Below are 24,915 nucleotides of genomic sequence, written 5' to 3' on the forward strand. Positions count from 1 at the left end.
AGGTAAGGACAGCATGAAAGTCCAAAAATCCCCCTTTATATGGAAAGGGGGATTTTGAGTTTCATGTCTCATTACGACTTAAGCTCGATACTCTTTATCTAAAATAAGAATTGGTTTAATCGTAGATCCATTTTTAGAATCTTCAAAGGCTTGTTCAATCTCTTCTAATTCGTAGAATTTTGCTAGTTTCTCAACTGGGAATTGTCCATTTTTAAAGAACTTGACTAATTTAGGAATGAATAGTTGAGGAACGGCATCTCCTTCTATCACACCTTTTAACGTGAGCGCATTGAGCATGAGATCATTGGTCACATTAAACGTTAAATCGCGCTTTCCTACTGCTACTGTTGCACAAGTTCCTTTGACACGTAGGCAGTGAAGGGCAGCTAGCGTGACTTCTGGTACTCCAGTTGTTTCAAATGAGTAATGTGCCCCTTTTCCTTCTGTGATTTCCTTAACTTTTTCAGCTGGGTTCTCATGTTTACTGTTGATGACATGTGTTGCACCTAATTCTTTTGCTAGCTCAAGGCGGCTATCATGGATATCAACGGCAATAATCGGATCACAGCCTGCAATTTTTGCTGCCATTAACCCACTTAAACCAACAGCACCTGTACCGAACACAACAAAGCTTGTACCTGGAGCTGGAGCAAGTGAATTTAAGACAGTACCGCTCCCAGTCATTAAGCCGCAGCCGAATGGTCCTAAATAACGTAAATCAGTTTCTTTGTCTACTTTCACCACATTTTTCTCATCAACCGTTGCATATGTACCAAATGACGATTGACCAAAAAATTGTGATACATCTTGATGATCATGTGTATGGATAGGCGTTTCATTATGTTTATTACGACCAGAAAAATTCAGTGGAATCATGTTTTCACATCCACCAGCGTTCCCGTCAAGACAATTATGGCAATGACCGCAATAAGCGAAACCAAGTACAACGTGGTCTCCTTCTTGAACGGTTGTGACATTAGAACCTGCTTTCACGACAATGCCAGAGCCTTCATGTCCTAATAAAGCAGGACGTGGGACAGGAAGCGTGCCATCTAATACAGTGGCATCCGTATGACAAACGCCAGATGCAACGATTTTGACAAGCACTTCATCTGCTTTTGGATCATCTAGTAATAGTGTTTGTTTCTCGAAATCTTTTTCATTTGTTGTGACCATCGCTTGAATTTCCATATCATGTGCCCTCACTTTTTGTATAGTATGATATTCTGAAGAAGTTAGATCAAATGTCACAAAAAATTCATTTCTTTATGACTAAGTTGATTGTAGGACGAAAGATTTTTCGTTTCAATCAGCAAAAAAACTTATTTGTATAGGTTTTCAACACAAATGAATTTATGTATCTCTAATCAACATTTTTTAAAAAGTGTCTAAAGGAGGGGCCCATGATCAAAAAAGAGGATCGCCGTGTTGAGCGAACAAAAGAAACACTTCGTCAAACATTCAAAATACTAGTAAAAGAAAAAGGATATTCGCACGTAAAAGTGAAGGATATTGTGGAAAAGGCAAACTATAATCGGACGACGTTTTATGTGCATTATGAAAGTAAAGATGAATTAGCAGCAGATGTTATTCACCGGGAAATGGTCGATTTCGAATATGAATTTTGTAAGCCGACTCGTGAAAATCCACTGTTGGATTTAACTCGCATGAAACCAGAGGGCACCGATGTATTTCAATATATCGTTGAAAATCGCGACTATTATGATTTATTAGTGATAGAAGACCGAATTCCCCACATACAAGAACAATTGCTGAAGAAAATACAATATATCTTCAAAAATAGAATGTCATTTGTTAGTGATCAGTATGAAGAAATCAACGACAGTTATTTTGTCCAGTATCGTTCATACGGCATCTTTGGTTTTATCATTGAATGGATCAGAAATGACTACAATGCATCTCCCTCAGAAATGGCACGCCGCATTATCAATTTATTATATATTCAATCCTCACTTATGATTCAATTGAAAGATGAAGAAACGATTATGAGAAAGTAATAGAAATAAATACATCCTGCATTTATGATGGGGCAAAATGAAAAAAATTAAATTTTATTACAAATATGTCGATAAAAGGAGGGATATTTAAGATATGGGGGAATGAAATGATGAAAAAAGGATTATTTTTAGTGCTTTTGACCATTTTTATGATGGTCACAATTCATCCGTTAAAAGCTCATGCAGCTGAGACAAATGGTTGGACGAAGCGAGCGGACTTACCGGAAGAGCGTATTAATGCTGGTGTAGGAGTAGTAGATGGAAAGATTTATTTATTTGGTGGAGCAAGTGAAAAAAACAAGTTAAATAATCAAACATTTATGTATGACCCTAAGAAAGATGTGTGGGAAGAAAAAACGAGCATGCCGAGAAATAGAACAGGCGGTACATATGCTACAGTAGGTAAGAAAATATATCTAATAGGTGGAATAAACGAAGAGACAAAAACAGCTTATAACACAATTGATATATATGATACAGAACTTGATCAGTGGGCTGAAGAGCCAATTCAAATTCCAAGAGAGCCTGTATTTCCATCTTATAGCAAGGGAACTTTGTACGCAGTTGCAGTAAAAGAGAATATATATATTGTATCTTCAAAAAACGCTTATAAGAATAATGTCTATCAATACAATACATCCACGGGTGAATGGACGAGTTTGAATTCATCTAGTTTACCACCTAGAAATGGAAGAGCCATTTCAGCAATTGACGGAAAAATATATGTTGCAGGTGGCGAAAATTCGATCGGTCATAGTAGAGAAAAGAATTTGTTTCAATATGATATTGCAACAGATACTTGGAAGAGGCTAATCGATGCTCAATTGACATCTTATACATATGAACCCTCCTATGAAACTTACAACGGTAAGTTCTTTATTATTGGTGGGCAATTATATGGTGATAATTCGAAAAATATGGTAAACAAAGTTCAGATTTTCAATCCACAGGATGGTCAATTTAAAAATTCAGCATATGAATTGCCAGAAGGAAGAGTATCAGCTGTTGCAGCAATTGTTGATGATCAATTATATGTCATTGGCGGACGTGACTACTCTTATAGTATGAGAAATCTTTCTGTAAAAAGTGATTACAGATCAGTGATTTCTATTTCATTAAAAGACTTACAAGTGACTGAGGATGAAACAAAGCCGGATGATGGGATAGCAGAAGACCCAAAGGATCAAGATGGGACAAAGCCTGGTGATGGAACAACAGAAGAACCGAAAGATCAGGACGGAACAAAGCCAGGTGATGATACAACAGAAGACCCAAAGGATCAGGACGGAACAAAGCCAGGTGATGGGTCAACGGAAGAACCGAAAGATCAGGACGGAACAAAACCTGGTGACGGCACAACAGAAGAACCGAAAGATCAAGATGGAACAAAACCCGGAGAAGAAACTGCGAAAGGTATACTTTCCATTACCATGATCAATGGGTTACAAAAGGATTATCTGCTCTCAATGAAAGAAATTAACGATTTTCTTAACTGGTATAAAGAAAGAAGCTTTGGAATCGGAATGAACTTTTATGAGATCAATGATGAACATAATAAAGGACCTTTCACAAGTAAGAAAGATTATGTGGTGTACCAAAATATATTAATGTTTGATATCAAACAATATTAATAAAATGAAAGCTGCTGATAATAGATTAGCAGCTTTTTATTTTACATTATTGTTAAAATTAGGATGAACATCATAAAAAAACAAGATATTTTTTTAAAAATCTGCTAAACATCCCATAACTACGTCCGATAATAGAATTGTCAGGGTTGATAAGCCCTAGAATAAAGGACTTTTTTCAGACAAGGACGTCTGTCAGGTCCCACATACATGGAGGTAATAGGAAATGAGAATTAACCACAATATCGCAGCACTTAACACATTAAACCGTTTGTCTGCAAACAACGGTGCGAGCCAAAAGAACATGGAGAAACTTTCTTCTGGTCTTAAAATCAACCGTGCAGGAGATGACGCAGCTGGTCTTGCTATCTCTGAAAAAATGCGTGGACAAATCCGCGGATTAGAAATGGCTTCTAAAAACGCACAAGACGGTATCTCTCTTATCCAAACAGCTGAAGGTGCATTGACTGAAACTCACTCAATCCTTCAACGTGTTCGTGAGCTTGTTGTTCAAGCTGGAAACACTGGTACACAAGACGATACAGACCTTAATGCAATTCAAGAAGAAATCAACGCTTTAGTTGAAGAAGTCGGTGGCGAAACTGGAAGTAAAGGTATTGCTGATCGTACTCAATTCAACGGTAAAGACCTTTTAGATGGTTCTTTTGCTAGTGGTACAGCTAATTTAGTATTCCAAATTGGAGCTAACGGTGGTCAACAACTGACTGTAAACATTGACAGCATGAAAGCAGCTGATTTAGGAAGTGCGACAGTTAAAATTAGTAATATTGATGTAACTGATTTTGCAACTACAACTTTTGATGACCAACTTGCTGGAATTGATGAAGCTATCAACCAAGTATCAGCACAACGTTCTAAACTTGGAGCAGTTCAAAACCGTCTAGAGCACACAATCAACAACCTTGGTGCTTCTGGTGAAAACTTAACAGCTGCTGAGTCTCGTATCCGTGACGTTGACATGGCGAAAGAAATGAGTGAGTTCACTAAGAACAACATTCTTTCTCAAGCTTCTCAAGCAATGCTTGCACAAGCGAACCAACAGCCACAAAACGTACTTCAATTACTACGTTAATGAAAGGCCCCTTGATGGGGCTTTTTTTTATGCTGTTTTTTCCTTCACATTTTCTCCAGTCTTATGATTCTTAAATCCCTCTGATAAATCATGAAAAATGACCTTTAAATTTGGCATACTCTAGCGAAACAATCATAATGAATAAGACTTTTTACTTATTTATTCCTTTTTTGTTAAACATATTCCATTAAAGTTCGATAAATGGATTGTAAGGCTTACAAAAAAATTCTATTTTAGAACTTTTAGACATGGATGTCTAATTGGTTCAAACACATGGAGGTCATTTAATATGAGAATTAACCACAATATCGCAGCACTTAACACACTGAACCGTTTGTCTGCAAATAATGGAGCAGGGCAAAAGAACATGGAGAAGCTTTCTTCTGGTCTTCGTATCAACCGTGCAGGAGATGACGCAGCAGGTCTTGCGATTTCTGAAAAAATGCGTGGACAAATCCGGGGGTTAGAAATGGCGTCTAAAAACGCACAAGATGGTATTTCTCTTATTCAAACAGCTGAAGGTGCATTAACTGAAACACATGCGATTCTTCAACGTATGCGTGAGTTGACAGTTCAAGCGGGTAACGTAGGTACACAGCAGACTGAGGATTTAACGGCGATTCAAGATGAGATTAAAGCACTTGTTGAAGAGATTGATGGTATCTCAAGCCGCACAGCATTTAACGGAAAGAACCTTTTAAATGGAGATGTTACAGACGGATTCCAATTCCAAATTGGTGCGAACAAGGAACAACATATTATTGTTGAAATTGGTAAAATGGATGCAGAAACATTAACAGTTAAAGATATTGATGTAAGTGTTGATGGCTTCAATTTCGATACTGAAATTGAAAAAATCGATGCGGCAATCGGCGCTGTATCTAAACAACGTTCATCACTTGGGGCGGTCCAAAACCGTCTAGAGCACACAATCAACAACCTTGGTGCTTCTGCTGAAAACTTAACAGCTGCTGAGTCTCGTATTCGCGACGTTGACATGGCGAAAGAAATGAGTGAGTTCACTAAGAACAACATTCTTTCTCAAGCTTCACAAGCAATGCTTGCACAAGCGAACCAACAGCCACAAAACGTACTTCAGTTATTACGTTAATTAAAAGCCCCCTTTGAGGGGCTTTTTTTATGTTAGTTTGATTTTAGCAATTGATGTAATTGAAAGTCTGGAACAGCTTCATAGAAGAAAGCTCGATTTAATTCATCATTCTTTTGATCCCACCTATGCCACCAGTGGCCGACATCACCAGTGAAGTCAGCTTGAATCATGTCTTGCAGCTGCTCTAGGTTGATGATTTTTCTCGGTTCTATTAAGAATGAATGCATACGATGATATGCCTCAAGGTATTTAGTTTGTTTTGTTTGAACGGCATATTGTACATAATAATTTAAAAATTCTTGTACAAATGTCAGATGGGGAATGGGGGTTCCTTTTAACTCGACGCCTTCCCATGCCATATCCGCAATTGCACAAAGCCACCAGCCAAGTTCATTGGCGTGCTGCATTTGTTGTAAGGTATGCCGTTCAAAAGAAATAAGCTCATTTTCTTGTGCTTGTTTGAGCATACGCTCAAGTGTCTGTGCCTCAAGAGCGGCTTTTGTCATTCCCTGACCATGTATTGGATCTAATGTGCATAAGGCATCACCCATGACCAATAAGCCGCTTGGCCAATCTTCCATTTGTTCATAGTGGTTTCTGACACAAGCCGGAACTCTAAATCCTTTTGGTTTCGTATAGGGAATTAAATGAGTGATGGCTTCTGCTATCGAGGGATTGGTCAGCCTAGCGGTCTCTACATCAAACTGATCAGCGTCCGTTGTTGGATAATGAGAGCCGCCAGCTGCTGAGAGAAGAACCGCTACTAAATCATGATCTACTCGTTCAAACAGTCCTGTTGGAATTTTCTTATTTGGCTGTCCAACGATGACCATTGGTTCCAGATTCGGTGCCTCAGGTGGTATTTGGTAGTATCTTGTGCTATAGCCAAGAGACACGATTAGCTCATCTGTCTGCGGCAAGGTTCGCCCTGCGCTTTTCAGCCATTTTGGCAATTTAGACATTCTTCCAGACGTATCAATGACTAAGTCCGCACTTATTTTGTTGATGATTCCAGGCTTTATCCTCCGATCTTTGACCTGTAATCCACTCACTTGAGTCGTTTCTTCTTCAAAAAGAAGAGCCATCGCTTCATGTTTTTCTAAAAATTGAACACGTTCCTCACGTAACATTCTTTGCATCAGCACCCACTCTAGTACGGCGCGTCGTGTGACAGCTGTTTCTTCAGTATCCGTGAGTACTAACTCGCCATCTTTTGTCAAAAATCGAGATGTCTGATGCCATGTGTTGTACCCGCCCATTTCGAGTAATTCTTTTGTATAACCAGAAAATAGACGTTCTACTATTTGTTTGCCTAGTGGCAGCATTCTATGTGGATGAAAAGCTTGAGGCGTGCCAAGACGATTCTCAGGAGAGTCTGGCAATTCGTCCTTTTCAATAATCAATACTTCAAGGTAAAAACTTGATAAAACCTTTGCAGCGAGCATTCCCGTTATTCCGCCTCCGATGACGATCGCCCGCTCATACTTCATGGGTTGTGTCACAACATGCGCCTCCAGTGAATATATAAAATGGTTACATGACCATTTCATCATATGTTGATTTTCTAAGTATAGCAAATTCTTGTTTTTTTGAATATAGAAAGGAATTGGCATACTTTTTACTCGTAAATATGAAAAAAACTTCAATCTTGATCATTATTTTTAAAAAATAATGATCAAATTTAAGAGGAATGACCGATAAATATATTAAGGGGGTAGAGAGAATGGATATACTACAGAGTATTGTAACCGCAGCACCTTATATGATGAAGATTTTAAAAGATGAAGTGACGATGGGTGTCATTGATCGAGAAAAATTCTTGCTGTATTTGCCATCAAAAGATGTGGATTTTCAAATACGGACAGGAGATCCCATTAAACCAGATGATCAGAATATGAAAAATGCGCTTAGAGGAGAAACATCAAGTACATTCGTACCTGAATCGGTGTATGGGACGCCTTTAAATGCAATGGGATTGCCGATTTTCGATGAAAATCAACAAGTCATTGGTGCAATCGCTTTAGGTTTTCCACTTAAAAATCAAATAGAACTTGAGGCGTATATGGAGTCATTGAACGACATCATTCAAAGTATTCAAGAAAAAGTACATGTGGTGGCGGCTCATTCAGAAGAGCTCTCTGCGACAAGTGAGGAAATGACATTCCAAACACAGCAAACACTTGAAAGCTCGAAAAAAACTTCAGATATTACAAAAATGATCAAAGGTATCTCTAAACAAACGAGTTTGCTAGGATTGAATGCTTCAATTGAAGCAGCCAGGGCAGGGAAAGAGGGAGCGGGTTTTAGTGTGGTAGCGAGCGAGGTTCAAAAGCTATCAAGCGAAACCTCACGTGCAACAGAAAACATAGAAAGCTCATTGCAAGGGATATCCTCTAATATACATACATTACTTGAGAGTATGGGCCATATGAAAGGGTCATCTTCAGAACAAGCTTTATTAGTGACGGAGTTTAGTGAAATTGTAGACAGGTTGACGACGGTTAGCAAAGAAATGAAAGAATTTATGCAAAAGGTGATGTCAACGTAAAAAACGAATCCAAAAAGGGTTCGTTTTTTGTTGGCTCGTTATTTTCTGTTTTTCTGATCAAAGCGATAATCGTATGTTTCACCTTTGACCACATTTAAAAACTCATGTCCAATTTGAACGAGCTGTGCATTTTCCCATTTAATCAGAGGATCTTTATCAGGGTACTTCCAGTAGATTGTTTTCTTGTGATGGGTGAGTTTGTTTTCAATTTCTGCTCTGACCGCATTCTCTTTTAGCTTTCCTCCACTATGTCGATACGTGTTAATGGTATAGGTTCCATCAGGTGATGATATCGAGCGGATGAATGTTCCGTGAGACACGCCTTGAAGAGAGAAGCATTTCCAGTAAATAATTCCGGCGAAGCTAAGACATAAGATGGCAAGGATGATGGTGGTTTTCTTTTTAAACATGAATTCCTCCAGGTGTAGATCGCAATATTCTAATATATGAGAGAGATGACAAAAAGATTCATATAGTCCAAAAGTTCTATTCATTTCAATTATCGGTCATTTTTTCTCAACATTCAACAGTTAGCCCGTAAAGATAAGGAAAATTTAAGGATGCATTCAGATCACACTGGTCATTCGAAAACACTTTACAAAAGAATTTGCGATCAGTAGACTTATGCTCATATAGAGAAATGGGGCAGATGGAATGAATCGAATCATAGATACGTATCAAAATTATGAAGAGCTTTCCGCTCATGAAAGAAAAGGGATCGACTATCAAATTCTTCATCAGCGGAAAGGGGATCAGCTTCTCGTCCTGTCACCTCATGCGGGAGGGATTGAATCTGGCGTGAGCGAGCTGGTCCATGAAGTAGCAACCGATTATTCTATGTATTTATTCGAGGGCCTTAAAGTGAAAGGCAATCATGTTCTTCATATTACGAGCACACGTTTTGATGAGCCGATTTGTCTTTCTCAAGTGCATACACATCATTATACATTTGCACTCCACGGCTATGGAGAAACAGACGTTCTACAAACTTTAGTTGGTGGTACCGACAGGGAAAAAGCTGCTGAAACAGTGAAGTGTCTCACACAAAATGGCTTCCATGCCTTGCTTTTATCTGAATCGGATCAATTTGCTGGAACACATCCTCAAAATATTAATAATCAATGCCTCACAGGAAAAAGTGTTCAAATTGAAATTAGCCAAGCTCAGAGAAGAGCTTTCTTTCAAGACTTTAGGCGGAGCCGTAGGCGTGATACACAAACCGAACAATTTTATCAATACACAAATGTACTGAAACAAGTGTTAAGTCTTTATGAATAAACTTCTGACGTCACGTGTGCTGACGCTTTTGTTTGATATGTAGCTTCATTTTCTGCGACCTTGCTGGCTCTCATTAAATAAGAAGTGAATTCTTTTTGAAATTGAATGCCGGCTCTTCGCTGTTCAAATAGAGCAAGCCGTTTTTCAGCAAAAGCCCGAGTGACATGAAATGTTTGAGCAATATGCAAAATGGCTTGCTGCCTAAGGTTTGGGAGCGTCATTTGCAGCAGCATAAAAGTCGGAACACAAAAGTGATACATGAATTGTTTTGCTTGAAACTCTTGCAGTTCTCGAAAGAGCTTGTGCATGTTAAAGTGGTTGCCTGTATGCTTCAGCACATGACAAAGCTCGTGGGCGAAATCCTGCCACTGTTCTTCTGACGATAAGGCTCTGTTTAAAATAATACTGTAAAGACCTTGATGTTTGATCATCATGCTGCCAGTATCCTCGTAGTGTACCCATACATGAAATTCAGCTGCGATCCTATGCATGTCTACATAAGCAGGACCACTTATTTGCAGTTGAGTGTATAACCGTTTAATATCTTCTTCTAAATGGGTTAAAAAATAAGTCATGTCAAAACCTCCATACAAACGTATGTTCTATTTTTGCCGTAAAAGAAAAGTCCATATAGGACTAAATGGCTAATAAAGCTATCGCTTACTTTTTATATCGGCTTGTTTTTAACAATTTTAACATAAAATCAAAGAAAATTGGAAGTTTTTCCTGTTTTTTATTCTATTTTTTTATTTTTTACAAAGATAAAACGGCGATTGAATTCAAATTTTACCATAGTCTTATGACGAAAACAAACAAATTTGTCTTACGTTTGCCACCGATTGATGAGCAAGATCAAACATCAATTTAGCAAAAAGGAGTGCAAAACATGGTACAAATTTATCAAGATTTTATTCCAGTTGGAAACGGAAATCGGCCAGGATATGCTATGACGCCGCTTTATGTAACTGTGCATAACACAGCCAATACATCTAAGGGAGCTGACGCAAAAAGTCATGCGGCATATGTCAAACGCTCAACAACAGAGGTAAGCTGGCACTTCACAGTGGATGACAGAGAAATTTTTCAGCATCTCCCTTTAAATGAAAATGGGTGGCATGCTGGGGATGGACATGGAGATGGCAACCGAAAATCGATTGGCATTGAAATTTGTGAAAACGAAGATGGAAACTTTCAACAAGCTGTCAAACATGCCCAGTGGCTTATTCAAAAGCTTTTAAAAGAACATGGCATTCCATTAGCAAATGTGGTGACGCATCAGCATTGGTCAGGAAAAACATGTCCACGTCTGCTGCTAGCTACATGGGATGAATTTAAAAGAGGAATTGAGACTGCAGGTGATCCGGAAACGGTGATCACATATGTGGTGAAAAGCGGGGATACGCTAACGAGTATTGCCAAAGCCCATGGTGTCACAGTGAGTGATTTACAGACATGGAATCAGATTAGTGACCCGAACATGATTCGAGTTGGACAAGTTCTCAAGATTTATCATGCAGAAGAAAAGCTCAGTTATGAACTGCCGGATGGGGTGTTAAAGGTGACATCACCTCTGACAAAAGGGGAGCATGTACGTCTCGTCCAAAAAGCGCTTGCTGCTGTGTATTTTTATCCTGACAAAACAGCTGCAGATAAGGGCATTGATGGCGTTTATGGGGAAAAAACAGCCAATGCCGTCGCGCGATTTCAACTGATGAATGGTCTAACAAGTGATGGAGTATACGGTCCTAAAACAAAAGTGAAGTTGCTTCAACTATTAAATCAGTGAGTCTTTCTTTTTGGCCGCTTGAATGACGGCTTCACTTTTTTCGTGTAATCGGCAGATATAAGGGGATGGCTTAAATTCAGCAAACTGAACATACCTCAATTGTTTAAGTTTCTTTTTCATATTGGCACCTCAATCGTTGCAGCAGTTGGTTTTATTGTATGCAAGTAGATGTGAAAACGGAAGTAGGACGCGGATGATGTTCCGCGTCCTTTAGTGTAATCAAGCTTTTTTATTTTTATACTCATCTAGGAGCTGTTCATTCTTTTTGAAAATACGCTCCGTATGGGGACTTACTTTGTAATCAGCCATACTAATATGGCGCTTTTTCTTTAAAATCTTAAATGGGTTTTTCTTGCGATTGTTATTATCCCCTTGAAGTGCGTGTTCCATCTTCATCACCTTCCTCTTCGTCAGGCAAGATTAGGTCATAAATCGTTGTAAGTGAAGTCATTAATAAATAGTCGAATTCAGTGACAATTTCCTCAGAGGTCAGCTTAATCACAAAGTGTGCATCCGCTACTGAAAACGGGATGAGAACCAATTTGCCGAAGTCATCGTAATACACTTCCTGCCTGTCAAGCTTTGCTTGAATAAGCGCTCTCTGATCAAGTGTCCGCAGCAGGTCATCTTTTTGCTCCTGCGTATCATAAGGACAAAGAACTGCTTGAATATTCATTTTTTCTGCAAAAGAATAGATCAGTCGTTCAATTCCCTCTATATATGCTTCTATACTTCCATAATATACATGGATCGGTTCGTTTTTCAATAGGTATTGGTACGTTTTTAGTTTATTGAGGTAAGAATGAAGCAGGTCGTTATTTTGTTCTAGGAGTTGATGGGTGTCGGTTTCAAGTTCATGATTTCCGAGTTTTTTAATATAGGAGCTGAGGAAAATAAAGGCATCAGTTAATGCGAAAAAAACAGCAATAATCAGGTAGTGCATCCAATCGGTGAAGATTGAAGCAGGGTCATTTGTCCAGTACACAACAGCACCCGCTACATAAATCCAATACCACGTTTTACGAATCGCAAACATCTTTTCTTTTACTTTTTGTTCAAAGCGCCATACCGCAAATACATATACAGCAAGAGCACCTAGCAATAACCAAACAGTCAATTGAAAAAATAATAGCATGTTCCTCTCTCCCATAGACAGATGGATACTTATTTATTTCTATGGATATGTTTGGAAACCCTGCTTCATGAAAAAATGGCTTGCAGAAAAAGAGCATTTGAGCATGCAAACAAATAAAAAAAGACCTGTTAGACAGGTCTTTGATATTAGAGAATCGCATTTAACACAAAGTATATAAGTGCCCCTAGAGTTCCCGAAATCGGTAATGTGATCACCCAAGTGACAAGCATACGTTTTGCCGTACCCCAGTTGACTCCTTTTACTCTATGTGCAGAACCTACACCTAGAATAGAAGATGAGATCACGTGAGTGGTACTAACCGGTAAGTGAATAAATGTCGCACCGAAGATAATAGCTGCACCCGTTAAGTCTGCAGATACTCCGTTTACTGGACGAATCTTCATGATTTTACCGCCGACTGTTTTAATAATCTTCCAGCCGCCAATAGACGTACCTAGTCCCATTGCAAGCGCACAAGAGAATTGTACCCAGAAAGGAATGTCGTCTGTTGTATGCAAATTACCTGCAATTAAAGCCATCGTAATAATTCCCATCGCTTTTTGCGCATCGTTTGTTCCGTGGGTATACGATTGCAGTGCAGCCGTTAAAATTTGAACACGTCGGAATTGTTTATTTGTTTTTGCGAGATTATTGTTTCGGAATATAATTTTGATAATGGTATACACGATATATCCTAAAACAAAAGCCAGGATAGGTGAAAGCAAAAGTGCTTGAATGATTTTAATGAATCCCGAATAGTTTAAAGCGCCAAAACCAGCAGAGGCAATAACAGCTCCTGCAATTGATCCGATCAGTGCATGTGAAGAACTACTCGGAATCCCGTAATACCAAGTAAGCAAGTTCCAAGTAATCGCTGCAATTAAAGCAGCCAAAATGACGACAGATCCGTTTTGAAGTGTAAAAGGATCTGCGATGTCTTTTGTAATGGACTTTGCCACACCTGTAAATGTCATTGCTCCTAAGAAGTTCATAAACGCTGCCATAATAATAGCATGTCTTGGCTTTAACGCCTTTGTTGAAACTGAAGTAGCAATGGCATTTGCTGTATCGTGGAATCCGTTAATGAAATCAAAAGCAAGTGCACAAATGACAATAAGTATGGTAAGGATGAGTAATGTATCCATGTTTAACTAACCCCGTTACGCATTCTTCATAATGATTGTTTCTAGATTGTTGGCAACACTTTGACAGGAATCTGCGATTTCTTCAAGTGTTTCGTAAATTTCTTTGTATTGAATGACCTTAATTGGATCTGTTTCTTTTCCAAACAAGTTCTTTAGTGATTTGCGGTGAAGATTGTCACAATTATGCTCAATCTCTTTAATTTTGATTGCGTGCGGATGAATATCTTTTAAGCGATTTTCAGCCAGTAATTCAATAGTCGTTAAAATTTCTTTCGCACATTCTCTGATGTAGTGGCTGAATTTGTCGATATGTTCGTCAGAGCTTGTAATTGAATAAATTTCTAAAGTTGCTGAAAAATGCTCAATGCCGTCTAAAACATCGTCGAGGCTATTCGTCAATTGAAGAATGTCTTCACGTTCAATCGGTGTAATAAAGGCTTTGTTCAGCTCTTTAATCATGGTATGAACATGATTATCACCTTTTGTCTCATATTCCTTCAATGTGTCAGAAAATTCTTTCAGAGTGGTTTGATTTGTTACTTTATAGCTAACAAAATACTCAGCAGTTTCATCTAAATTTTTAGCAATTTCCGTTAACAAGACGGAAAACTTGTCTTTTTTCCTTTTTAACATGTAAAAACCCTCCATTGTATAAATGAGACAATGCACACATCAAATAATTATATATTCTTTTGTCGAAAAAAAACAGGTGTAGTCGAAAATTTCTTCACTTTTTCTATTTGATCTTATTCTGACCTAAAGATGTGATCTCAACTCACCTTTTTCAGAAAGGGGAAAAGAAAGCAAAAAAGCGGACCATTTTTGGCACCGCTTAAACGTTAAGAAGCTGAATAAACAAGCTTAAACCGCTCACAAACAAGAAGCATATCTTCCTTAAATGTTAATCCGTACGGCTTAAGGGCTTCTGTGAAAAATTCTTCATGTTCTTTGTACCAATAGTCATATGAAAGATCTCCTTCACCTTCTGCTTTTGCAAATGATTCAGGAACCTCATTCATTGGCATGATATCTACTTGTGTGATCTCTATGATGGCTTTTGGTTCCTCCTGGCTGTCCAAAATGACCGCATATTGACCGGGTTTTGGAAGAGGCTCTTGTTCTTTTTCGTAAAAAAGGTATCCAGAACAAGTGGCTGTTTTTTTTCCTTGTTGTACAAGGTCAAGCAAGTGATCTGGATCTGCGCCAAATGCCCAAGCAGAAACAGAGGCGTGATCAGGAGTTTTTTCTGATTTTTCTTCCCAATAAGATTCCCAAAATAAAGTGCTTTTGTGGTTCATCCTTTTTCCCCCTTTGTTATGAGTTTATTATATCGTGAAGTTTCCTACTTGGAAATCGTATGTCTTTATTACTACGAACTGTGCATGTCATATGTTTTGAAAACATGCGTTTTGTTTGGCAGATATAGGATGATAGAATGAAAAATTTTGAAATTTTAGAATAATCTATTGTATTCTGGTCAAGAAGTCGGTAAGGTCAAAGTAAGAATATGGAAGGGGTGTTGTTCATGAAACGCATTTCTCTAACTGTTTTGTCCATATGTCTGTTTGTTTTCTCGTTTTTCCTGCCGGTCAGCCAAGTCACTGCAAACGAAACTCATGGGAATAAAGTAGCTGTTGGCAAAGATGGTATGGTGGCTACTGCACATCCACTTGCATCGGAGATTGGTGCTGACGTATTGAAAAAAGGTGGGAACGCAGTGGATGCTGCTGTTGCCATTCAGTACGCACTTAACGTAACAGAGCCAATGATGTCTGGAATTGGCGGCGGCGGATTTATGATGGTTTATGATGGGAAGACAAAGGAAACATCCATCATCAATAGCAGAGAGCGAGCACCACAGGGCGCAACACCTGACATGTTTTTAACAGATGATGGAAAAGTGATTCCGTTTGCTGAGCGATCTACACATGGAAATGCGGTAGGTGTTCCAGGGACTGTAAAAGGTCTTGAAGCTGCATTAGATAAGTGGGGTACTCGTTCTATGAAGGAATTGATTGAGCCCTCCATTCAACTTGCAGAAGATGGTTTTGAAATTGATTCTGTCTTGGCAAATGCGATTGATGATCACCAAGGAAAATTGAAAAAAACGGCCGCAGCGCCAATTTTTCTTCCAAATGATCAGCCACTCGAAGAAGGAGATCTGCTTGTCCAGCCAGGTCTTGCAAAAACATTTAAACTCATTGCGAAAAAAGGAAGCAAAGCGTTTTATGAAGGAAAAGTAGCAAAGGCACTTGCAAATACAGTTCAAGATTTTGGCGGGACGATGACTTCAAAAGATATCAAACGTTATGAAGTCAAGACTGACAAGCCAATCTGGGGAGACTATAAAGGATATCAGCTTGCAAGCATGCCTCCACCAAGCTCAGGCGGGGTGTTTATGCTACAAATTCTCAAAATACTTGACCATTTTAACCTGTCTCAGTATGACCCCAAATCATTCGAAAAATATCAGCTGCTTGCTGAAACAATGCACCTCTCCTATGCTGACAGAGCCGCATATGCCGGCGACCCCGAATTCGTAGATGTTCCACTAAAAGGACTACTAGACGATGATTACATTTCAGAAAGAGCCTCTCTCATTCAATTAGATCAAATGAATCGCAGCCCGAAAGAAGGAGATCCTTGGGCATATGAGGATGAAAAAAATCCATCCCCAATTGTTCCTCAGCCAGAAGATAAAACCATTGGTGAGACGACCCATTTTACTGTTGCAGATCAGTGGGGAAATGTTGTGTCATTTACAACGACCATTGAACAATTATTTGGTACAGGGATTCTTGTTCCAGAGTATGGATTTTTCTTAAATAATGAACTGACTGATTTTGATGCACGACCTGGCGGTGCAAATGAAGTCCAGCCAAATAAACGTCCATTATCAAGTATGACCCCGACGATCATTTTTAAAGATGGAGAGCCTGTCATGACTGTTGGATCTCCTGGTGGAACGACGATCATTGCTTCTGTTTCACAGACGATTCTCAATTTACTTGAATATGACATGGAGCTTCAGGATGCGGTAGAAGAGCCAAGAATCTACACAAACAGCTTAACTTCGTATCGTTATGAAGTAGGCGTCCCTCTAGATGTAAGAACAAAGTTAAATGATATGGGTCACCAGTTTGGCAGTTCACCTATTGATATAGGGAATGTGCAAGCTTTACTGATTGATCGAAAAGCAGGGACATTCACTGGAGTAGCTGATTCTACGAGAAATGGAACTGCTGTTGGTGTCAATCTAAAGGTAGCTGCAGATCAATAGCATTTCCCGGGAAAAGAAGCGCCTCATCAAGAAGGCGTTTCTTTTTTTCATTAAAATAAAAACACAGTTGACACCTGTGAATAGTTTGAATAATATATAGACTAACATCAATCATACATAGCTGATCGGACAACCGAAGGCTCTTGGCATTGACGTACAGGACTTTTTTGTACTTCAATCGCTGAGGGCCTTTTTTGCGTATAGAACTGAAAACGGCAAGGTTGGTGTCACTATTCAATGTGAAAGGGAGCGGATAACATGAAAAATTGGATATGGATGTCTATTGCGATGACACTTTTCATCATCACAAGTGCCGCATGCTCAAATGCGAATGAAGCCTCAAATCAAAAGGGAAAGGTTGAGCTGTTGAATGTGTCATACGATCCTACCCGTGAATTGTATCAGGAATACAATCAAGCCTTCCAGACTTATTGGAAAGACAAAACCGGTGAAGATGTGACGATACAGCAGTCTCATGGAGGGTCGGGTAAGCAGGGGAGATCGATTATTGATGGACTCGAAGCAGACGTGGCTACACTTGCTCTTGGGTACGACATTGATGCCATTGCAGATCGAGGGCTACTTTCAAAGGATTGGCAAAAAGAATTTCCGAATCAGTCCACACCTTATACGTCTACGATTGTGTTTCTTGTGAAGAAAGGGAACCCCAAAAATATTAAAGACTGGGATGACCTGATTCAGCCAGGTGTATCCATTATCACACCAAATCCAAAAACGTCAGGCGGTGCAAGATGGAATTATTTAGCCGCATGGGCATATGCCGATAAAACCTTTCATGGGGATGAAGAAAAAACGAAGGATTTTGTGAAAAAGTTATATGAACATGTCGAGGTGCTCGATTCAGGTGCTCGTGGCGCCACAACAACTTTTGTCGAGCGCGGTCTTGGTGACGTGTTAATTGCTTGGGAAAATGAAGCCTATTTAACACTGCATGAATTAGGCAAAGACAAATTTGAGATTGTCAGTCCCTCTATTAGTATTTTAGCAGAGCCGCCCGTTGCCGTTGTCGACCAAAATGTGAAACGAAAAGGAACAGAGAAAGTGGCAAAGGCTTATTTAGATTATTTGTATTCTAAAAAAGGACAGGAAATTGCGGCTAAAAACTATTATCGACCAAGAAATCAAGAAGTGCTAAACAAATATAAAGATCAATTTAAAGAGATTGATATGGTGACCATTGATCAGGCATTTGGCGGATGGCGAAAGGCGCAGAAAAGATTTTTTGATGATGGCGGATTATTTGATCAGATATATAGCGGACAAAAATAGGGGGGCGACGTGATGAAGAAAGGCTATGCTGCCGCCAATAAAAGAAAACGTGTATTGCCTGGATTCGGGCTGAGTCTCGGAGTGACACTTGTTTATGTCAGTGCGATTGTCGTGATTCCTTTATCTATGGTATTTATTTGGACGGCTTCATTAGGAGCAGAAGGAATTTGGAATGTCTTTAGTGATGCACGGGTGCTAAAGTCGCTGCAGCTTACGGTTACGACTTCTTTTGCAGCTGCACTCATCAATGCAGGTTTCGGTGTACTGATCGCATGGGTTCTCACGCGGTACTCGTTTCCAGGAAAGAACATCCTGGATGCCCTCATCGATTTGCCGTTTGCTCTTCCAACGGCAGTGGCTGGCATCGCTTTGACGACTCTTTATTCTCCGAATGGGTGGATTGGGCAATTTTTGCATGTGAAGGTGGCTTACACCCCGCTCGGGATTATTTTGGCACTGATTTTTATTGGCATTCCATTTGTCATAAGAACGGTTCAACCGGTCATTGAGGGGCTTGAGCAGGAAGTGGAAGAGGCCGCAGCTATACTTGGTGCTACAAGAAAACAGACCTTTTTTCATGTACTGCTGCCTGCCTTGTTTCCAGCGGTGATGACTGGATTTTCTCTTGCATTTGCAAGAGCACTCGGTGAATATGGCTCCGTTGTGTTTATAGCGGGAAATATTCCGTTTAAAACAGAGATTACACCACTGATGATCATGTCTAAGCTTGAGCAGTATGATTATCCAGGTGCCGCAGCTATTGCCTGTTTCATGCTGCTCTTATCATTTGTCATTTTGTTATTGATTCACGGATTGCAGTGGTTTGTCGAGCGGAAAAAACAAGTGGAAGTGAGGTGAGATGATTGGAAAGGGAGCTTCTTAAAGAGCACCGCATCAAGTACAGGAGTCCTGTGACGGAATCAAAAGCGGTGAAGCGTATGTTAATTAGTGTGGTGTATGCTTTTTTGATTTTGTTTTTACTCATGCCGTTGATTGCTGTATTTTCAAAGGCTTTTGAGAAAGGATGGAGTTCTTATCTTCTTGCCATCTCACATCCAGACACGCTTGCGGCAATTAAATTGACTGTTTTCATTGTGATGATCACATTGCCGCTTCAAATGATATTTGGGGTCAGTGCTGCTTGGCTCATCACAAAATTTCATTTCCCGGGAAAACGTTTGTTAACGACTGTCATTGATCTTCCGTTTGCGGTGTCACCTGTCATTGCAGGACTTGTATTTGTACTTTTATTTGGTTCAAATGGACTTTTAGGACCGTCGCTTTTAGCAAATGGATGGAAAGTGATTTACTCTGTACCAGGGATGATTCTTGCGACCATCTTTGTGACATTTCCTTTTGTTGCGAGAGAGTTAATTCCGTTTATGCAAAATGAAGGCATTCATGAGGAAGAAGCATCACTTACGCTTGGTGCCAGTGGGTGGCAGACCTTTTTCCTTGTGACACTTCCAAATATAAAATGGGCCCTTTTTTACGGCGCCATTTTAGCAGGGGCTAGGGCAATTGGTGAATTTGGTGCAGTGTCGGTTGTATCTGGTCATATACGCGGAATGACGAATACGATGCCGCTTCATATAGAAATTCTATACAACGAGTATCAATTCCAAGCGGCTTTTGCTGTGGCCTCTCTCATGGCGTTTGTAGCGGTCATTACATTAATCATCAAGCAGATCATTCAGCAGAGAGATCACAGGCTTGGCAAGCGTTCAAAATAAATGGAGGGATCAGCCTTGGGGATTACAGCGAAACAAATATCAAAGCAATTTGGGCAGACGAAGGTTTTGCAAAACGTGGATTTGACGATCGGAAATGGGGAATTAATATCCTTACTAGGACCATCTGGATCAGGTAAGACGACTTTATTAAGAATTATTGCAGGGCTTGATGATGCGAATACAGGGCAGATCTTATTTGGAGAACAAGATTATACTCACATTCCAGTGCGAAAACGGCAAATTGGTTTTGTCTTTCAGCAATATGCGCTTTTTCGAAATATGACGGTATTTGATAATGTGGCTTATGGATTGAAGATGAAACCTAGAGGAGAAAGGCTGCCTAAAAAAGACATCAAAGAGCGGGTGCATGAGCTGCTGAAAGTTGTTCAATTAACGCAGTATGAACACCGTTATCCAGAGCAGCTGTCAGGTGGACAAAAGCAACGTGTAGCACTCGCACGTGCGCTAGCCGTTAAACCGAAAGCTCTTCTCTTAGATGAACCTTTTGGTGCACTAGATTCAAAGGTGAGAAAAGAATTAAGACATTGGCTGAAAAAAGTTCATCAAGAATTTCAAATGACGACCATCTTTGTGACGCATGATCAAGAAGAAGCGTTTGATATCGCTGATCGTGTTGTAGTGATGAATGAGGGCAGAATCGAAAAAATCGGCACAAAAAAAGAAATGACAGAGCAGACAGACAACCTTTTTGTAGCTGAATTTTTAGATATAGGAAGCCATATTTAACAAGAAGTTGATGTGATGTAATGAAAGAGATGCGGCAAAAAGCTGCATCTTTTTTTATAAAAATTTTCCTAGGAACATTGACTTATAATTTCGAATATTATAATATTTTTACAAAGGTAACAGTATTGAACATTTTATAAAACATGTATTTGTAAGCGCTTTACGAAAGGTTCTATTTTAAAATGTTCATTCTTTTTGTTACATGTGTTCATATTTATACCAAATGAAAGGGGTGGTTGTTTGAACAGCTTGTTTGAGTTAGATCAACAGCTGATTGAGCTGCAATACGAAGCATCTTCAAGTGAGGAGGTGACTGCCTATTTAGCAGAAAGGTTAGAAACTGGAGGGTATATCAAATCGAGCTTTTTACCAGCAGTGCTTGAAAGAGAAAAAACATATCCGACCGGTCTACCTCTTGCGACCTTTGGGGTAGCCATTCCCCATACAGATCCTGAACATGTAAACAAACCGGCGATCAGTGTAGCGACATTAAAGGAACCTGTTATTTTTCATAAGATGGGAAGCCCTCATGAGACAGTTCAAGCCAAAATTGTGTTCGTTCTGGCAATCTCTGAACCTAGTAAGCAGCTCGTGATGTTAGAGAAACTGATGACGCTTTTCAGAAAAGAAGAAGTGATGACAAGTTTATCTCACATGACATCGTATGAAGAAGCTGTTGATGTACTTCAAAAAGAATTAAACCAATAGTTATTCACGACATAATGTAAGCGCTTTATCTAAAATCAGGAGGTGGATGTATGATCAAGCAAGCCGTCGATTTCATCTTAGACTTAGGGCCAACAATTATGCTCCCAATTATTATGACGTTATTCGGTATGATTTTAAGGCAAGGATTTAAAAAATCCTTCCGTGCAGGTATTACGATCGGAATTGGATTTGTCGGGGTCAATCTTGTCATTAATTTACTTGTAAGCGGTCTTGGACCAGCAGCCAAAGCCATGGTCAATTCTCTTGGATTAAAGCTTGATATTTTAGATGTCGGCTGGCCGATTGGAGCCGCCATTTCATTTGGTACACCTGTCGCTCCTTTGATGATTCCTCTTGTGCTCTTGTTAAATGTCATTTTGCTGTCTGTTAACTTTACGAAAACATTGAATGTGGATATTTGGAATTTCTGGCATTTGATTTTCGCTGCCTCTGTTACTTACTACGCTTATCATAATATGTTCTTAGCTCTTGCCGTTGGTTTAATCGTTTCTGCGATTACACTAAAACTCGCCGATTGGACGGCACCGACGATTGAACACCATTTCGGATTAAAAGGCGTATCGATGGCTCATGCTGAAACGGTCAACTTCGCTCCGCTGATGTATGCGTCAAACCGCGTGATTGATAAAATCCCTGGTCTAAACAAAATTCATGCGGATCCAGAAACTTTGAAAAAACGTTTTGGCATCTTTGGTGAACCGCTTGTGATGGGTCTTATACTTGGTATCATTATTGGTCTTCTTGGGGGCTATGATGCAAAAGGTGTCATGACCCTTGGAATTCAAATGGCTGCAGTGCTTGTGTTAATGCCAAGAATGGTTGCTTTATTAATGGAAGGACTTATTCCAATCTCTGAGGGTGCTCGTTCTTATATTCAAAAGCGTTTCCCTGGAAAAAATGTCTATATTGGTTTGGATACAGCGATTGTCATTGGTCATCCAGCGAATATGGCTGTCGCCCTTTTGATGGTGCCAATCACCATTTTGCTCGCTGTCGTTCTTCCTTACAATGGTATGCTGCCGTTTGCAGACTTATCGGTTCTGCCATTTACAGTAGTATGGGCAGTAGCAGCCGCTCGTGGGAATATTATTCGCGGCCTCATTAACAGTATTTTTACCTTAATGATTGTTTTCTTCATTGCAACGAACCTTGCACCACTCGCCACAACAATGGGGAAAGCAGTTGGTTTCGACTTCCCAGAAGGGGCAAATATGATCTCTGGTATCGATCTTGGTTCACACGTCATTCCTTGGATCATGGTGAGACTTCTTGATCCGAGCAATCCTTACTTCATTGCAGCGATTATCTGTGCACTGGCATATGCGCTTCTTTGGTACTGGGTGCGAAATGATATTAAAAAGCAGTATGCAAAAGAAATGGGCTTAGATCAGAAAGATCAATAAACGAGCTGGAGGGATTCTCATGGCAAAAAAAATATTAGTATCTTGCGGAACGGCAGTTGCGACGTCAACGGTTGTGGCAAAAAAGGTAGAAGAGACATTAAAGGAAAAAGGATACGATGTCATCGTTGAACAATGTAAGGCATCTGAGGTTCCGCAGAAAGCGGAGGGTGCTGATTTAATTGTGACGACAACGCCTGTTAGTGATACAAAAGGAACGCCTGTGATTCAAACGTTATCTTTTTTAACGGGATTTGGCATTGAAGAGGATATTGAAAAAATTATCGATCATATTAAGTGAACGATGATTGCGTGGAGGAGCTGCGAAAGCTCCTTCCATGTCATTTGAAAGGGGGAGCTCTCATGCAGCAGCATGCTTATAGCCGAACGTCTGCCATGTTTTCTATTTTCCTTCCGGCCTTGTTAATATGTGTGTTTTTTCTCTGGTCTCTTTATACGTTGATGTCGGCAGGACCTGAGCCATTAGCTGTGTTAGGTGTCTATACGCTGCCTATCCTTATGCTTTCTAGCATCACTGGCCTGAATCAGCCAACGAATATCATGATTAGTGAAGATGAGCTGAAAATAGGTGCTTTTGGCAGGTGGCACACATATGCCGTGTCCGATATTAAAGGAAAATTGTTTTTAAAACCATATCCTCATATCGGGAAAGTATATGTCAGAGTGGGACCTGCGCGAATATTTGGCGGACGCTACTGGATTTCAAGTGAGATGAGTGAGTACAAGCAGCTCGTTCAATCCTTGCAGAGTCTTGCGACATGTGATGAAAAGGAGGATGCGGCTAAATGAAATCAGCTGTCTTTTATTCTTCAGAGGACATTCGTTACGAGGAGCGGAAGCGGCCAGCCATTGGTGACGACGAAGTATTATTAAAAATGCGTGCCTGCGGGTTATGTGGGACGGATATTTATAAAGCGACACATGAGACGGTACCTCCTGGCACAGTGCTAGGGCATGAAATCGCTGGTGACATTATCGAAACAGGCCGTCATGTCACACATGTTCAAACGGGAGACAGGGTGTATGTAGCGCATCATGTCCCTTGTTTTACTTGTGACTTTTGTCAAAGAGGATTTTATACAATGTGCCCGCAATTTGCAGCCACAAATGTAGAGCCGGGCGGTTTTTCGGAATATATTCGTGTTCCTGCTTTACATGTGAAGCATACAATGGGCAAGCTCCCACATGACGTCTCATATGAACAAGGAGCGATGGTCGAACCGGTTGCCTGCTGTCTTCACGGCTTTGAAAGGGCGCCCGTTCATCCTGGAGATTCGGTCTTGATTCTTGGAGCGGGGCAAATAGGCTGCATTCAATTACAGCTTGCCAAATATTATTTGGCTGGAAAAGTGATGATCACAGACGTAAATGAGAACAGGCTCCTTCAAGCAAGAAATCTTGGGGCGGACGTCGCTTTTCATCCAGCATCTGAGCCAGTAGAAAACCGCGTCATGAAAGAAACAGATGGAAAGGGAGCGGACCTTGTCATTATTTCTGTGGGGAGCAGTGCGCTTTTAAAAGAAGCATTTCAAGCTGTCGCAAGAGGCGGAACGATTTTGGTCTTTGCTCACTTTCCGAAAGGGGATGTCTCCATTCCAGCAGAACGTTTTTTCCATGATGAAGTGAAAGTAGTCGGAGCTTATTCGTCGCATCCATACCATTATCGTGAAGCGCTGGAGCTCTTAAAAGCAAAGGCCGTTCATACAGAAAAAATGGTGACGCATCGATATCCATTAAGTCAGCTTCGTCAGGCGATAGAATGCGCTAGGCATCCAGAAGGTGAAAGCGTCAAAATCATGATGTATCCAGATGAATGAGAATGTACGAGATGGAGAGAAAGAGAAGGTCTTTGGAAAAGGGCTTTGCCTTTCTCTTTTTTTCTGAAAAAAGATGAAAACGCTTAAAAAATAAACGGAAATGCTTGACTTCAATGAGAGTTAAACGTATGATAATTACAAATGTAACACATAAGA

The 24,915-nt window shown here is 40.0% G+C and carries 27 protein-coding genes; 17 read left to right on the top strand and 10 right to left on the bottom strand.

What is annotated here, in order from left to right; genetic code table 11:
• Positions 1 to 78: 78 nt before the first annotated feature.
• The gene (locus tag BA79_RS00965) at positions 79 to 1,191 is read right to left on the bottom strand and encodes an NAD(P)-dependent alcohol dehydrogenase (RefSeq protein WP_007498906.1); all 1,113 of its coding nucleotides are present in this window, start codon (positions 1,189 to 1,191) and stop codon (positions 79 to 81) included.
• Between the two features lie 212 nt (positions 1,192 to 1,403).
• Between BA79_RS00965 and BA79_RS00970 the strand changes: the two genes are divergently transcribed.
• The 4 genes from BA79_RS00970 to hag (BA79_RS00985) all read left to right on the top strand — a co-directional run bounded on the left by BA79_RS00970 (position 1,404) and on the right by hag (BA79_RS00985) (position 5,850).
• Positions 1,404 to 2,018 (top strand): TetR/AcrR family transcriptional regulator, encoded by a 615-nt coding sequence (locus BA79_RS00970; protein ID WP_035700405.1) that lies wholly within the window; start codon positions 1,404 to 1,406, stop codon positions 2,016 to 2,018.
• A gap of 110 nt (positions 2,019 to 2,128) precedes the next feature.
• A complete protein-coding gene (locus tag BA79_RS00975) occupies positions 2,129 to 3,649 on the top strand; it encodes a Kelch repeat-containing protein (protein ID WP_035701040.1) in 1,521 nt (506 codons plus the stop codon).
• A gap of 223 nt (positions 3,650 to 3,872) precedes the next feature.
• Positions 3,873 to 4,739, top strand: a complete 867-nt coding sequence (gene hag, locus BA79_RS00980; protein ID WP_035700407.1) for a flagellin Hag — start codon at positions 3,873 to 3,875, stop codon at positions 4,737 to 4,739.
• 289 nt (positions 4,740 to 5,028) lie between these two features.
• Entirely contained in the window at positions 5,029 to 5,850 is an 822-nt protein-coding gene (gene hag, locus BA79_RS00985) for a flagellin Hag (RefSeq protein ID WP_008346306.1), read from the top strand.
• A gap of 32 nt (positions 5,851 to 5,882) precedes the next feature.
• On the opposite strand, the gene BA79_RS00990 is transcribed toward hag (BA79_RS00985), so the two are convergent.
• Entirely contained in the window at positions 5,883 to 7,352 is a 1,470-nt protein-coding gene (locus tag BA79_RS00990) for an NAD(P)/FAD-dependent oxidoreductase (protein WP_051626168.1), read from the bottom strand.
• A 221-nt stretch (positions 7,353 to 7,573) separates the two neighbouring features.
• Between BA79_RS00990 and BA79_RS00995 the strand changes: the two genes are divergently transcribed.
• A complete protein-coding gene (locus BA79_RS00995; RefSeq protein WP_019743472.1) occupies positions 7,574 to 8,398 on the top strand; it encodes a methyl-accepting chemotaxis protein in 825 nt (274 codons plus the stop codon).
• A 38-nt stretch (positions 8,399 to 8,436) separates the two neighbouring features.
• Here the strand turns inward: BA79_RS00995 and BA79_RS01000 are convergent, their stop codons facing one another.
• Positions 8,437 to 8,808 (bottom strand): DUF5412 domain-containing protein, encoded by a 372-nt coding sequence (locus tag BA79_RS01000; RefSeq protein WP_017359605.1) that lies wholly within the window; start codon positions 8,806 to 8,808, stop codon positions 8,437 to 8,439.
• Between the two features lie 244 nt (positions 8,809 to 9,052).
• Here BA79_RS01000 and BA79_RS01005 point away from each other — a divergent pair, with 244 nt between their 5' ends.
• Entirely contained in the window at positions 9,053 to 9,676 is a 624-nt protein-coding gene (locus BA79_RS01005; protein WP_017359604.1) for a poly-gamma-glutamate hydrolase family protein, read from the top strand.
• On the opposite strand, the gene BA79_RS01010 is transcribed toward BA79_RS01005, so the two are convergent.
• A complete protein-coding gene (locus BA79_RS01010; RefSeq protein ID WP_017359603.1) occupies positions 9,667 to 10,251 on the bottom strand; it encodes an ImmA/IrrE family metallo-endopeptidase in 585 nt (194 codons plus the stop codon). The genes BA79_RS01005 and BA79_RS01010 overlap by 10 nt on opposite strands.
• A gap of 311 nt (positions 10,252 to 10,562) precedes the next feature.
• Here BA79_RS01010 and BA79_RS01020 point away from each other — a divergent pair, with 311 nt between their 5' ends.
• The gene (locus tag BA79_RS01020) at positions 10,563 to 11,462 is read left to right on the top strand and encodes an N-acetylmuramoyl-L-alanine amidase (protein ID WP_035700416.1); all 900 of its coding nucleotides are present in this window, start codon (positions 10,563 to 10,565) and stop codon (positions 11,460 to 11,462) included.
• Here BA79_RS01020 and BA79_RS19775 read toward each other — a convergent pair.
• The 6 genes from BA79_RS19775 to BA79_RS01045 form a co-directional block, all read right to left on the bottom strand.
• Entirely contained in the window at positions 11,451 to 11,582 is a 132-nt protein-coding gene (locus BA79_RS19775) for a hypothetical protein (RefSeq protein ID WP_255201815.1), read from the bottom strand. The two genes, BA79_RS01020 and BA79_RS19775, sit on opposite strands and share 12 nt — an antisense overlap.
• Before the next feature lie 99 nt (positions 11,583 to 11,681).
• Positions 11,682 to 11,858 (bottom strand): type II toxin-antitoxin system SpoIISB family antitoxin, encoded by a 177-nt coding sequence (locus BA79_RS01025; protein WP_008346289.1) that lies wholly within the window; start codon positions 11,856 to 11,858, stop codon positions 11,682 to 11,684.
• Positions 11,827 to 12,597, bottom strand: a complete 771-nt coding sequence (locus BA79_RS01030) for a type II toxin-antitoxin system SpoIISA family toxin (protein WP_017359599.1) — start codon at positions 12,595 to 12,597, stop codon at positions 11,827 to 11,829. Before BA79_RS01030 ends, BA79_RS01025 begins: the two co-directional genes overlap by 32 nt.
• A 146-nt stretch (positions 12,598 to 12,743) precedes the next feature.
• Positions 12,744 to 13,742: an inorganic phosphate transporter gene (locus BA79_RS01035; protein ID WP_017359158.1), complete on the bottom strand. Its 999-nt coding sequence runs from the start codon at positions 13,740 to 13,742 to the stop codon at positions 12,744 to 12,746.
• Positions 13,743 to 13,757: 15 nt separating this feature from the next.
• Positions 13,758 to 14,375 carry a DUF47 domain-containing protein gene (locus BA79_RS01040; RefSeq protein ID WP_035700419.1) on the bottom strand — a complete coding sequence of 206 codons (618 nt, stop codon included), beginning with the start codon at positions 14,373 to 14,375 and terminating at the stop codon, positions 13,758 to 13,760.
• Between the two features lie 206 nt (positions 14,376 to 14,581).
• The gene (locus BA79_RS01045) at positions 14,582 to 15,040 is read right to left on the bottom strand and encodes an ASCH domain-containing protein (protein WP_025207200.1); all 459 of its coding nucleotides are present in this window, start codon (positions 15,038 to 15,040) and stop codon (positions 14,582 to 14,584) included.
• A gap of 227 nt (positions 15,041 to 15,267) precedes the next feature.
• Here BA79_RS01045 and ggt point away from each other — a divergent pair, with 227 nt between their 5' ends.
• The 10 genes from ggt (at position 15,268) to BA79_RS01095 (ending at position 24,759) form a co-directional block, all read left to right on the top strand.
• The gene (ggt, locus tag BA79_RS01050; protein ID WP_035700423.1) at positions 15,268 to 17,022 is read left to right on the top strand and encodes a gamma-glutamyltransferase; all 1,755 of its coding nucleotides are present in this window, start codon (positions 15,268 to 15,270) and stop codon (positions 17,020 to 17,022) included.
• Positions 17,023 to 17,280: 258 nt separating this feature from the next.
• Positions 17,281 to 18,312, top strand: a complete 1,032-nt coding sequence (locus BA79_RS01055; protein ID WP_035700426.1) for a sulfate ABC transporter substrate-binding protein — start codon at positions 17,281 to 17,283, stop codon at positions 18,310 to 18,312.
• Positions 18,313 to 18,324: 12 nt separating this feature from the next.
• Entirely contained in the window at positions 18,325 to 19,170 is an 846-nt protein-coding gene (cysT, locus tag BA79_RS01060; RefSeq protein ID WP_035700429.1) for a sulfate ABC transporter permease subunit CysT, read from the top strand.
• Positions 19,171 to 19,175: 5 nt separating this feature from the next.
• Positions 19,176 to 20,045, top strand: coding sequence for a sulfate ABC transporter permease subunit CysW (gene cysW / locus BA79_RS01065; RefSeq protein ID WP_035700432.1), 870 nt, complete (start codon positions 19,176 to 19,178; stop codon positions 20,043 to 20,045).
• A gap of 15 nt (positions 20,046 to 20,060) precedes the next feature.
• Positions 20,061 to 20,792: a sulfate/molybdate ABC transporter ATP-binding protein gene (locus tag BA79_RS01070; protein WP_017359151.1), complete on the top strand. Its 732-nt coding sequence runs from the start codon at positions 20,061 to 20,063 to the stop codon at positions 20,790 to 20,792.
• Positions 20,793 to 21,032: 240 nt separating this feature from the next.
• On the top strand, positions 21,033 to 21,500 hold the full coding sequence (locus BA79_RS01075; protein ID WP_008346265.1) for a PTS sugar transporter subunit IIA: 468 nt from the start codon (positions 21,033 to 21,035) through the stop codon (positions 21,498 to 21,500).
• Positions 21,501 to 21,550: 50 nt separating this feature from the next.
• Positions 21,551 to 22,924 carry a PTS galactitol transporter subunit IIC gene (locus BA79_RS01080; protein ID WP_035700436.1) on the top strand — a complete coding sequence of 458 codons (1,374 nt, stop codon included), beginning with the start codon at positions 21,551 to 21,553 and terminating at the stop codon, positions 22,922 to 22,924.
• A 19-nt stretch (positions 22,925 to 22,943) separates the two neighbouring features.
• Positions 22,944 to 23,222 (top strand): PTS sugar transporter subunit IIB, encoded by a 279-nt coding sequence (locus tag BA79_RS01085; protein WP_008346262.1) that lies wholly within the window; start codon positions 22,944 to 22,946, stop codon positions 23,220 to 23,222.
• A gap of 62 nt (positions 23,223 to 23,284) precedes the next feature.
• Positions 23,285 to 23,731 carry a hypothetical protein gene (locus BA79_RS01090; protein ID WP_008346260.1) on the top strand — a complete coding sequence of 149 codons (447 nt, stop codon included), beginning with the start codon at positions 23,285 to 23,287 and terminating at the stop codon, positions 23,729 to 23,731.
• Positions 23,728 to 24,759, top strand: a complete 1,032-nt coding sequence (locus BA79_RS01095) for an alcohol dehydrogenase catalytic domain-containing protein (protein WP_035700438.1) — start codon at positions 23,728 to 23,730, stop codon at positions 24,757 to 24,759. The genes BA79_RS01090 and BA79_RS01095 overlap by 4 nt, the downstream gene beginning before the upstream one ends.
• Positions 24,760 to 24,915 lie beyond the last annotated feature (156 nt).

Origin of the sequence: Bacillus altitudinis 41KF2b, assembly GCF_000691145.1 — a bacterium.
In the GTDB taxonomy this organism is placed as follows: Bacteria; Bacillota; Bacilli; order Bacillales; family Bacillaceae; genus Bacillus; species Bacillus altitudinis.

Excerpts from the sequence above, each read along its gene's own strand:
- BA79_RS00965 (WP_007498906.1), bottom strand. The coding sequence starts at position 1,191 with ATGGAAATTCAAGCGATGGTCACAACAAATGAAAAAGATTTCGAGAAA.
- BA79_RS00970 (WP_035700405.1), top strand. The coding sequence starts at position 1,404 with ATGATCAAAAAAGAGGATCGCCGTGTTGAGCGAACAAAAGAAACACTT.
- BA79_RS00975 (WP_035701040.1), top strand. The coding sequence starts at position 2,129 with ATGAAAAAAGGATTATTTTTAGTGCTTTTGACCATTTTTATGATGGTC.
- hag (WP_035700407.1), top strand. The coding sequence starts at position 3,873 with ATGAGAATTAACCACAATATCGCAGCACTTAACACATTAAACCGTTTG.
- hag (WP_008346306.1), top strand. The coding sequence starts at position 5,029 with ATGAGAATTAACCACAATATCGCAGCACTTAACACACTGAACCGTTTG.
- BA79_RS00995 (WP_019743472.1), top strand. The coding sequence starts at position 7,574 with ATGGATATACTACAGAGTATTGTAACCGCAGCACCTTATATGATGAAG.
- BA79_RS01000 (WP_017359605.1), bottom strand. The coding sequence starts at position 8,808 with ATGTTTAAAAAGAAAACCACCATCATCCTTGCCATCTTATGTCTTAGC.
- BA79_RS01005 (WP_017359604.1), top strand. The coding sequence starts at position 9,053 with ATGAATCGAATCATAGATACGTATCAAAATTATGAAGAGCTTTCCGCT.
- BA79_RS01010 (WP_017359603.1), bottom strand. The coding sequence starts at position 10,251 with ATGACTTATTTTTTAACCCATTTAGAAGAAGATATTAAACGGTTATAC.
- BA79_RS01020 (WP_035700416.1), top strand. The coding sequence starts at position 10,563 with ATGGTACAAATTTATCAAGATTTTATTCCAGTTGGAAACGGAAATCGG.
- BA79_RS19775 (WP_255201815.1), bottom strand. The coding sequence starts at position 11,582 with ATGAAAAAGAAACTTAAACAATTGAGGTATGTTCAGTTTGCTGAATTT.
- BA79_RS01025 (WP_008346289.1), bottom strand. The coding sequence starts at position 11,858 with ATGAAGATGGAACACGCACTTCAAGGGGATAATAACAATCGCAAGAAA.
- BA79_RS01030 (WP_017359599.1), bottom strand. The coding sequence starts at position 12,597 with ATGCTATTATTTTTTCAATTGACTGTTTGGTTATTGCTAGGTGCTCTT.
- BA79_RS01035 (WP_017359158.1), bottom strand. The coding sequence starts at position 13,742 with ATGGATACATTACTCATCCTTACCATACTTATTGTCATTTGTGCACTT.
- BA79_RS01040 (WP_035700419.1), bottom strand. The coding sequence starts at position 14,375 with ATGTTAAAAAGGAAAAAAGACAAGTTTTCCGTCTTGTTAACGGAAATT.
- BA79_RS01045 (WP_025207200.1), bottom strand. The coding sequence starts at position 15,040 with ATGAACCACAAAAGCACTTTATTTTGGGAATCTTATTGGGAAGAAAAA.
- ggt (WP_035700423.1), top strand. The coding sequence starts at position 15,268 with ATGAAACGCATTTCTCTAACTGTTTTGTCCATATGTCTGTTTGTTTTC.
- BA79_RS01055 (WP_035700426.1), top strand. The coding sequence starts at position 17,281 with ATGAAAAATTGGATATGGATGTCTATTGCGATGACACTTTTCATCATC.
- cysT (WP_035700429.1), top strand. The coding sequence starts at position 18,325 with ATGAAGAAAGGCTATGCTGCCGCCAATAAAAGAAAACGTGTATTGCCT.
- BA79_RS01080 (WP_035700436.1), top strand. The coding sequence starts at position 21,551 with ATGATCAAGCAAGCCGTCGATTTCATCTTAGACTTAGGGCCAACAATT.
- BA79_RS01085 (WP_008346262.1), top strand. The coding sequence starts at position 22,944 with ATGGCAAAAAAAATATTAGTATCTTGCGGAACGGCAGTTGCGACGTCA.
- BA79_RS01090 (WP_008346260.1), top strand. The coding sequence starts at position 23,285 with ATGCAGCAGCATGCTTATAGCCGAACGTCTGCCATGTTTTCTATTTTC.
- BA79_RS01095 (WP_035700438.1), top strand. The coding sequence starts at position 23,728 with ATGAAATCAGCTGTCTTTTATTCTTCAGAGGACATTCGTTACGAGGAG.